Annotated in this window: 5 protein-coding genes and 1 pseudogene; 1 reads left to right on the top strand and 5 read right to left on the bottom strand. The window is 73.4% G+C overall.

The window, feature by feature from the left end; genetic code table 11:
* From AB0H81_RS42530 to AB0H81_RS42515, 4 genes are all read right to left on the bottom strand, one after another.
* A partial coding sequence (locus tag AB0H81_RS42530; protein WP_358387502.1) for a hypothetical protein occupies positions 1–1083 on the bottom strand: 1083 nt, incomplete at its 3' end.
* Complete coding sequence (locus AB0H81_RS42525; protein WP_358387500.1) at positions 1080–4166, bottom strand: ABC transporter permease; 3087 nt, start codon at positions 4164–4166, stop codon at positions 1080–1082. The genes AB0H81_RS42530 and AB0H81_RS42525, both read right to left, overlap by 4 nt.
* Before the next feature lie 220 nt (positions 4167–4386).
* On the bottom strand, positions 4387–4656 hold the full coding sequence (gene rpsT / locus AB0H81_RS42520; RefSeq protein ID WP_106235424.1) for a 30S ribosomal protein S20: 270 nt from the start codon (positions 4654–4656) through the stop codon (positions 4387–4389).
* A gap of 108 nt (positions 4657–4764) precedes the next feature.
* The gene (locus AB0H81_RS42515) at positions 4765–5775 is read right to left on the bottom strand and encodes a hypothetical protein (protein ID WP_358387497.1); all 1011 of its coding nucleotides are present in this window, start codon (positions 5773–5775) and stop codon (positions 4765–4767) included.
* 55 nt (positions 5776–5830) lie between these two features.
* On the opposite strand from AB0H81_RS42515, the gene lepA reads away from it, so the two are divergent.
* Entirely contained in the window at positions 5831–7660 is a 1830-nt protein-coding gene (gene lepA / locus AB0H81_RS42510; protein ID WP_358387494.1) for a translation elongation factor 4, read from the top strand.
* A 97-nt stretch (positions 7661–7757) separates the two neighbouring features.
* Here the strand turns inward: lepA and AB0H81_RS42505 are convergent.
* Positions 7758–8087: pseudogene (locus AB0H81_RS42505) on the bottom strand (hypothetical protein); the annotation flags it as partial.

Below are 8087 nucleotides of genomic sequence, written 5' to 3'. Positions count from 1 at the left end.
GGCGGCGGCGAGGCGGCGCAGCGACGCGCCGCGCGCCCGGGCGAGCGCCAGGGCGGTGTCCGCGCGTTCCGACAGCAGCCGTACGGCCAGCACGATCACACCGGCGGCCACGGCCAGCAGCCCGCCGAGGACCAGGATCGTCACGGTCCGCGCCGTGCCCTGGGCGGTGAGGAACCTGTCGAGCAGGCCGGGCAGCCCCGTCACGAACCGGTAGCGGCCGGCGGAGGTCCCCGGCTCCACGGTCACGGTCCGCCCGTAGTCGGCGATGGCCTCCTTGACGTCGGCGGCGCCGAGCGAGGTGGGCGCGGCCGGGTCCAGCCCGAGCACCCAGGTGTAGACGAGGTTGCGGTCGTCGCCGTCGAGCCGGGCCAGGCCCGCCGCCGAGATGAGGGCGGTCGCGCGCCGTTCCATCTCCAGCTTGCCGGGCGGCTGCGTCTCGATGACCCGGACGACGTCGTCGTGGTGGGTCCAGTAGCGGTCGGCCGGGTCCACGGCCGCGAACACGCCGACGACCTTGACGGCCGCGTAGTCGCTCTCGCCGAGGATCTGCGTGGTGCCGATCTTCAGCCCCATCTTGGCGCGGGCGTCCTCGGAGACGCCGACCTCGAACACGGGAACGGTCTCCCGCTCGTACGTCATGGAGCCCGCGGCGCCGGGCGGGCGGCCCTCGGTCCAGCGCACCCTCCGGTCGGCGTCGGACAGCCAGCCGACGTTGAGGTAGCGCATGCCGCTGGAGCCGTGGACCGGCGTGTCGTACGTGGTGGCGCTCATGTGGCTGGTGCCCCGGCCGGGGGGCAGGACGAGCGGCCGCAGCGGCGGGGGCAGCAGTGCGCGCAGCCGCGCGTCGCCGTCGGCGAACTGGGCGGGGTCGCGCAGGCTGTACTCCGCCCGGGGCGGCTCCACCTGCGCCAGCAGGTCGGTCTGGAGCGCCGGCGCGCCGCGCAGCGCCGCGTGCAGGGCGTCGTCGAAGGACGCCTGCAGGGCGCGCGGCAGCCCGCCGACGAGCAGGCACGCGCTCAGCGTGAGGACGCCGAGCAGCACCACCGGACCGAGATGGACGCGCGCCGGGACCAACGACCTCACTGGAGCTCCCCGAGGCGGGCGCCGTGCCCGCGCACGGTGCGCGCGAGCCCGGCGACGATGACGAACAGCAGGGCCGTCACGAGCGCCAGCATGCCGGCGGTCGCGGCCCACGGGACGTCGAGCACGACGTCCGGCGTGACCGCCGACGCCTGCCCGGTGAGCACGACGTGCGGCACGACCAGCACGCCCATGACGGCGGCGAGCGCGGTGCCCGCGACCAGCGACAGCCCGACGACGAACGCCTGCTCGACGGCCAGCAGCCCGAGCATCTGCCGCGAGCTGACCCCGAGGGCCCGCAGGACGGCGAACTCCGCCGCCCGCTCCCGGGCCGCGACCGTGGCGTTGACGAGGAACCCGAGCACCGCGAACACCAGCGCCGCGACGAAGCCGAGGATCAGCGCGCCCTGCAGGCCGCCCGCGAGAGGGTCGTCACGCAGCGCGGCGGTCACCTCTCGCCGGTCCACCGCGCTCACGTCCCACTCGGGGCGGCGGTCGAGGGCGGCGCGGGCGGGCCCGGTGTCGCCGTCGCGCACGGCCAGCCACCATTCGGTCGCGGGCCTCGGCTGCCGGCCCGCCGCCAGCGCGCGGGCCTGGAGCGCGCCCCAGTCGGCGAGGACGGCCTGCTGGTCGCCGGCCGTCGTGGGCATCCCCTCGACGATTCCCGCCACCTCCACCTCGACCACGTCCCGGTCCAGCGTGACGCGCCCGATCTGCCCGGTCCGCAGCTTCAGCGACTCGGCGAGCCCGGCGGTGAGCACCACGGGCAGTGCCTCCTGCGCCGGCGCCCGGCCCGGGGTGAGGACGACCGGCCGCGCTGCCGTGACCTTCAGGGGCTCGGCCCCCGGCATGCCGACCGGCCGGTCCCCGGCGATCAGGCCGGTCAGCGTCACCTCGGCGGTGCCGTCCGCGACCGGCCCCACGATGACGCCGCGGACGCGCAGCGGGTAGGAGATCTTTCCGCCGCGGCCGGCCAGCCCGCCCAGGGACGCCTCCAGCCGGTTGGCGCCGGCCTTCAGGGTCCCGAGCGGGAGCTCCCGCCACACGCCGAGCGCGTCGGAGACGGTCAGCCGCAGCGGCGCCGCGGCGTCGGAGCGGACCTCGACGGCGAGCGTGGCCGGCCGGCCGGGGATCTCCAGCCCCCCGGAGCCCGGCCCGGCGGGGCGCAGGGCGCGCGACAGCTCACCCGTACCGCGGTCCGACAGGTCGGGGCGCAGCCGGAACAGCTCGGCCAGCCGTGCGGCGTCGAGCCCCAGCAGGACCGCGTCGCCGCCGCCGAACTCCGCCTGTCCCCGGAACGCGGGGGAGATCGCCGTGACGCCCGGCAGCGCGGCGAACGCCGTCCCGCGGCCGAGCGCCCCCAGTTCCGGCCCGTCGGGCGGACCGGACAGCCGCAGGTCGGCGCCCGCCCGGTGGTCCGCCTGGTCCTGCTGGGAGGTGCGCCAGGTGGCCGCCGTGGCCATCGACATGATGCCGATCGCGACGGCCATGGTCAGCAGCAGCACGGGGCCGGAGTACCGCAGCGGGCGCCTGCTCACCTGCCAGGCGCCGAGCGCCGGGGCGAGCGAGCGGCGGCGGGCGGTCAGCCGCTCGGCGAGCCGGGAGATCCGCGGCACCAGCCGTAGCCCGAGCATGCCGCCCGTGAGCAGCGCCAGCGCGGGCCCGGAGACGATCAGCGGGTCGATGCCCAGCTCGCCGCCGGCCGTGGCGGTGACGGGCGCGCCGTAGCGGCGTAGCTGCCAGATGGCCAGCGCCGCCACCACGAGCAGCGCGACGTCGGCGCCCGCCCGCTCGACCAGGCCGCGCCCGCCGCGCCCGCGCGCCGCCTGCTCCTCCACGTACGTGCGGCGGGCGCCGGCCAGCGCGGGCAGGACGAGCAGCACCGCCGAGGCCAGCGCCACGCCCGTGGACACGAGGAACGTGCCCAGGTCGGCCCGCGGCGCCAGCCGCACGCCCGAGGCGGCGATCCACGGCAGCGACCCGATGAGCGACAGCAACGGCGGCGCCAGGAACGGCGCGACGAGCGCGCACGGCAACGCCACCAGCAGCGCCTCGCCGGCCGCCAGCGCGGCCAGCCGCGGCGTCCCCGCGCCGCGCGAGCGCAGCAGCGCGACCTCCATCCTGCGGTGGTCGGCCAGCAGCCGCGCGGTGAGCATGAGCGCGTACGCGGCGAGCAGCAGAAGCTGGAGCACCGGGATGAGCATGGTGGAGCGGGCGACCAGCGCGGCCGTGCCGAGCTGGGTCAGCAGCTCCGGCAGGCGGCTGGCGGCGACGCAGGAGCCGCAGCCGCCGTCCTGGAGGGCCTGGCGCAGCCCCGCCACGCGCGCGGCGAACGGCCGCAGCGCGTCCGGCGTGATGCCGCGCAGGTCGGGGACCGCGGTCCAGGTGGTGTTCACGTTGGTGGCGAAGCGCGCGAGGAAGGTCTCGCGCGGCACCATGAGCGGGCCGTACGTGGTGAAGTCGCCGCTCTCCACGCCCCGGCTGAGCAACTGCTCGCCGGCCCAGCGGTCGCCGAACGGGTCGTCGAGCTGGAAGACGCCGGTCAGGCGCACCCGTACCGTCCGGTGGTCGAGGCGTCCCTGGGTCGTGAACTCCTGCCCGGCCTCCCACCCGGCCGCCGACGCCGCCGAGAGGGACACGGCGGCCTCGACCACGGGTGTCCCGGCGGGGGCGGGGCGCGGCCAGGAGCCCGTCACCAGCCTGGCGTGCCGGTCCAGGGCGTCGTAGGAGCCGAACCTGAGCAGTCCGGGCCGCTCGCGGCGCTCCTGGCCGGGCAGCACGTACGAGTCGGAGCGGAACGCGGTCGTGATCGTGAGCGGGGCCCCGGCGTAGGCGGCGCCGATCCGCTCGCGCACGGTCGCGTCCAGCCGGGGGAACGTCTCGGCCGTCACGGGGGTGGAGACGGTCGCGGCCACCTGGCGCAGCGACGCGGTCTCCATCGCCCGCCGCACGCCCGCCTCGGCCGTGGACGTGGCGTACATGGTGAGCGACACCAACGTGGTCGTCGCCAGGAGGATCGACCCGAATGCCGCAAGCAGCAGCAACGGCTCGCTGAGCGCGCGCCTGAGCACCCACGGCCCCCGCACCGTGCCCCCTTCCGCCGGTCCTCAGAGAACTTTGGGGAACGGCCAGGGGCAGGGCAAGCGATCTTGGCAACGGTGACGGAGCCGATACGGCTCGGCGATACCGATGTGATATCGAAACTGTGACACAAGCCGGCTGGACATCGCCGTCACCGGCAGATATCGGGCGCGGGAACACAAACGCCGCACTCCACGAGGAAGTGCGGCGCCCGGAAGAGCCGTGTTACTTGGCGGCCAGCGCGGCGGCCTGCTTGGCGATCGCCGACTTGCGGTTGGCGGCCTGGTTCTTGTGGATGACGCCCTTGCTGACGGCCTTGTCCAGCTGGCGGGCGGCGACGCGCTGGAGCGCCGCGGCCTGCTCGACGTCGCCCTGCTCGGCGGCCTCGCGGAACTTGCGAACGGCCGTCTTCAGGGACGACTTGACCGCCTTGTTGCGCAGGCGAGCCTTCTCGTTCTGCTTGTTGCGCTTGATCTGGGACTTGATGTTCGCCACGAAGAAGCCTCGGTGAAAGTCTGGGTGATGGATGGGGCGCGCGGGCTCGAGAGAGGGCGCGCCACACGCAGTTGTACAGATTACCAATAACCCAGGTGGCTGCTCAAATCAACGACCTGGGGAGGCTCCGTCAATGAGCCATTCCGTAGCGTACTCCCTCCAGTCCTGCTCCGTGGCCGCGAAGTCCACGTAGAGCGCGAGCCCGAACCGCTCACGCCGGCCGTGCTCCGAAAGGGCCAGCCTGGCGGCGCGCGCCGCGTCGGCCACGCTCTCCGCCTCGTCGCTCCAGGAGACGCCGTGGTCGTGGTACGCGGGAGCGCCGATGAGCAGCAGCCGGCCCTCCGGGACCAGGTCGAGGGCCAGTTCGGCCTGGCGCGCCACGTACCCGCCGTAGAGCGGCCGCAGCGGCATGCCCGTGTCGTACGTCATGACCGCCACCTGGTCGACGCGCTCCGCGACCCGCCGGAAGTAGTCCTGTGACCAGTACTTGTCGTGGGAGATGGCGACCCGGGCGGCGGGGCGCATCAGCGGGTACGGCTCGATCTGCGGGGTGGAGGTGGACAGCAGCCGCGTCAGGGGCCGGGTGCGCGCCAGCAGGTCGAGGAACTCCTCGTCACCGCTGCCGATGGGCTCGAAGTTGTAGTGGACGCCGTCGAACCCGGCCGCCACCACCGCGCGGGCGCCCTCCAGGACGTTGGCCCGGGATCGGTCGTCGTCCAGGTCGAGGACGCCGTCCACCTTCTGGCCGAGCCAGGCGGAGACGCGGACTCCCGGGAGCGCCTCGTGCACCCAGTTCACGAAATTTCGGGCGGCGGGGTACTTGGCGGGATCAAGGCGGCCGTCGGCCTCGAACGGCCCCGAGTGGACGTACAGGTCCCTGATGCCCGTGCCCCGCAGCCGCTGCGCGAGCTCGTCCACGTCGGCCCGGGTGCGGCGGCCGTCCACCCACATGTGGCCGAGCCAGACGGCGTCGTTGCCCGTGCTCTTCGCCCAGCCTGCCGCGTCGCCGGTAAACTGAACACGGAACGCGGCGGCCAGGAGGCCGACCAGCGCGACCACGACGACCAAGGCAAGCGCGACCAGGCGCAGGCCGCGGCGGATGACGGTTCGGGGGATCACCCGGGCATGTCACCATGAAAGACGCTTGACCTCAACCCTGTCGAAACGGACTTCGGTGCGCACTCAGCCTGGCCAGACCGACCCCGCGTTGATCCGCAACTTCTGCATCATCGCGCACATCGACCATGGCAAGTCGACCCTTGCCGACCGGATGCTGCAGATCACCGGCGTGGTCGACGACCGGTCCATGCGCGCCCAGTACCTCGACCGGATGGACATCGAGCGCGAACGCGGCATCACGATCAAGTCCCAGGCCGTGCGGCTGCCGTGGGACGGCCACGTGCTCAACATGATCGACACGCCCGGCCACGTCGACTTCACCTACGAGGTCTCGCGCTCGCTCCAGGCGTGCGAGGGCGCGATCCTGCTGGTCGACGCCGCGCAGGGCATCGAGGCGCAGACCCTGGCCAACCTCTACCTGGCCATGAACAACGACCTGCACATCATCCCGGTGCTCAACAAGATCGACCTGCCCGCCGCGCAGCCCGAGAAGTTCGCCGAGGAGCTCGCCGGCCTCATCGGCTGCGAGCCGTCCGACGTGCTGCGCGTGTCCGGCAAGACCGGCGAGGGCGTGCGCGAGCTGCTCGACCACGTGGTCGCCTCCGTGCCCGCGCCGGTGGGCAACGCCGACGCCGCGGCCCGCGCCCTGATCTTCGACTCGGTGTACGACACCTACCGCGGCGTCGTCACCTACGTCCGAGTGATCGACGGCCATCTGAGCAAGCGCGAGCGCATCCTCATGATGTCCACCAGCGCCACCCACGAGACGCTGGAGATCGGCGTCATCTCGCCCGAGCCCAAGCCCGCCGAGCGCGGCCTGGGCGTCGGCGAGGTGGGCTACCTCATCACCGGCGTGAAGGACGTCCGCCAGTCGCGCGTCGGTGACACCGTCACCTCGGCCGTCAAGCCGGCCGCCGAGATGCTGGCCGGCTACGAGCACCCCAAGCCCATGGTGTTCTCCGGCCTCTACCCGATCGACGGCGACGAGTACCCCGAGCTGCGCGAGGCCCTCGACAAGCTCCAGCTCAACGACGCCGCGCTGGTCTACGAGCCCGAGACCTCGGCCGCGCTCGGCTTCGGCTTCCGCGTCGGCTTCCTCGGCCTGCTGCACATGGAGATCGTGCGCGAGCGGCTGGAGCGCGAGTTCGGCCTGTCGCTGATCTCGACCGCGCCCAACGTCGTCTACCGCGTGGTCATGGAGGACGGCTCCGAGCTCACGGTCACCAACCCGTCGGAGTTCCCGACCGGCGGCAAGATCGCGCAGGTCTTCGAGCCGGTCACCAAGTCCACGATCCTGGCCCCGGCCGAGTTCATCGGCGCGATCATGGAGATCTGCCAGGGACGGCGCGGGCAGCTCCAGGGCATGGACTACCTGTCGGAGGACCGTGTCGAGATCCGCTACACGCTGCCGCTCGGCGAGATCATCTTCGACTTCTTCGACCAGCTGAAGTCCCGCACCCGCGGCTACGCCTCGCTCGACTACGAGCCCGCCGGCGAGGCCGAGGCCGACCTGGTCAAGGTCGACATCCTGCTGCAGGGCGAGCCGGTCGACGCCTTCAGCGCGATCGTGCACAAGGACAAGGCGTACGCCTACGGGGTCGACATGGCCAAGAAGCTGCGCGAGCTGATCCCGAGGCAGCAGTTCGAGGTGCCGATCCAGGCGGCCATCGGCGCCCGCGTCATCGCCCGCGAGAACATCCGCGCCATACGCAAGGACGTCCTCGCCAAGTGCTACGGCGGTGACATCTCCCGTAAGCGGAAGCTGCTGGAGAAGCAGAAGGAAGGCAAGAAGCGCATGAAGATGGTCGGCCGGGTGGAGGTGCCGCAGGAGGCGTTCGTCGCCGCCCTGTCCACCGACTCCAGCGCCGACAAGTCCAAGCGCTAGCCTCCTCCGGCGTCCCGCTGTCCCGGCCCATGTGAGGGGGCGGCCGGGGGGTCCGGCTCCTCCGGCGTCCGCGGCTTTCCGGACCCCCGGAGGAGACTCACGCGGCGTTCGTGGCCCTTCGTGCTCTCAGCAGGTAGGCGGCGAGCGTCGCCGCGGCAGCGACGGCCTGGACGGCCAGTGGCCCGGCGAGGTCGTCCGGCGGCGTCAGAAGGGCGACGACCGCCGGCAGGCAGCCCACCAGGGCCACGTCGGCGCCCGTCAGCCCCCAGAACAGCGGCCCCGTGGGGATGGCGCCGCCCGGGGTGTCGATGACGGGCATGGAGTGGTCCACCGGCCGCCGGCGCGCCATCCGCAGTGCTCCCGCCGCCACCGCCGGCGCGATCGCCGGACCGAACGCCCACCACGCCCCGGCCGGCAGCGCGCCGAC

It is taken from the genome of Nonomuraea sp. NPDC050691 (genome assembly GCF_040654455.1).
Classification (GTDB): Bacteria; Actinomycetota; Actinomycetes; order Streptosporangiales; family Streptosporangiaceae; genus Nonomuraea.
Note: the sequence above shows the minus strand (reverse complement) of the source record. Positions and strands in the feature narration are given on the sequence as shown.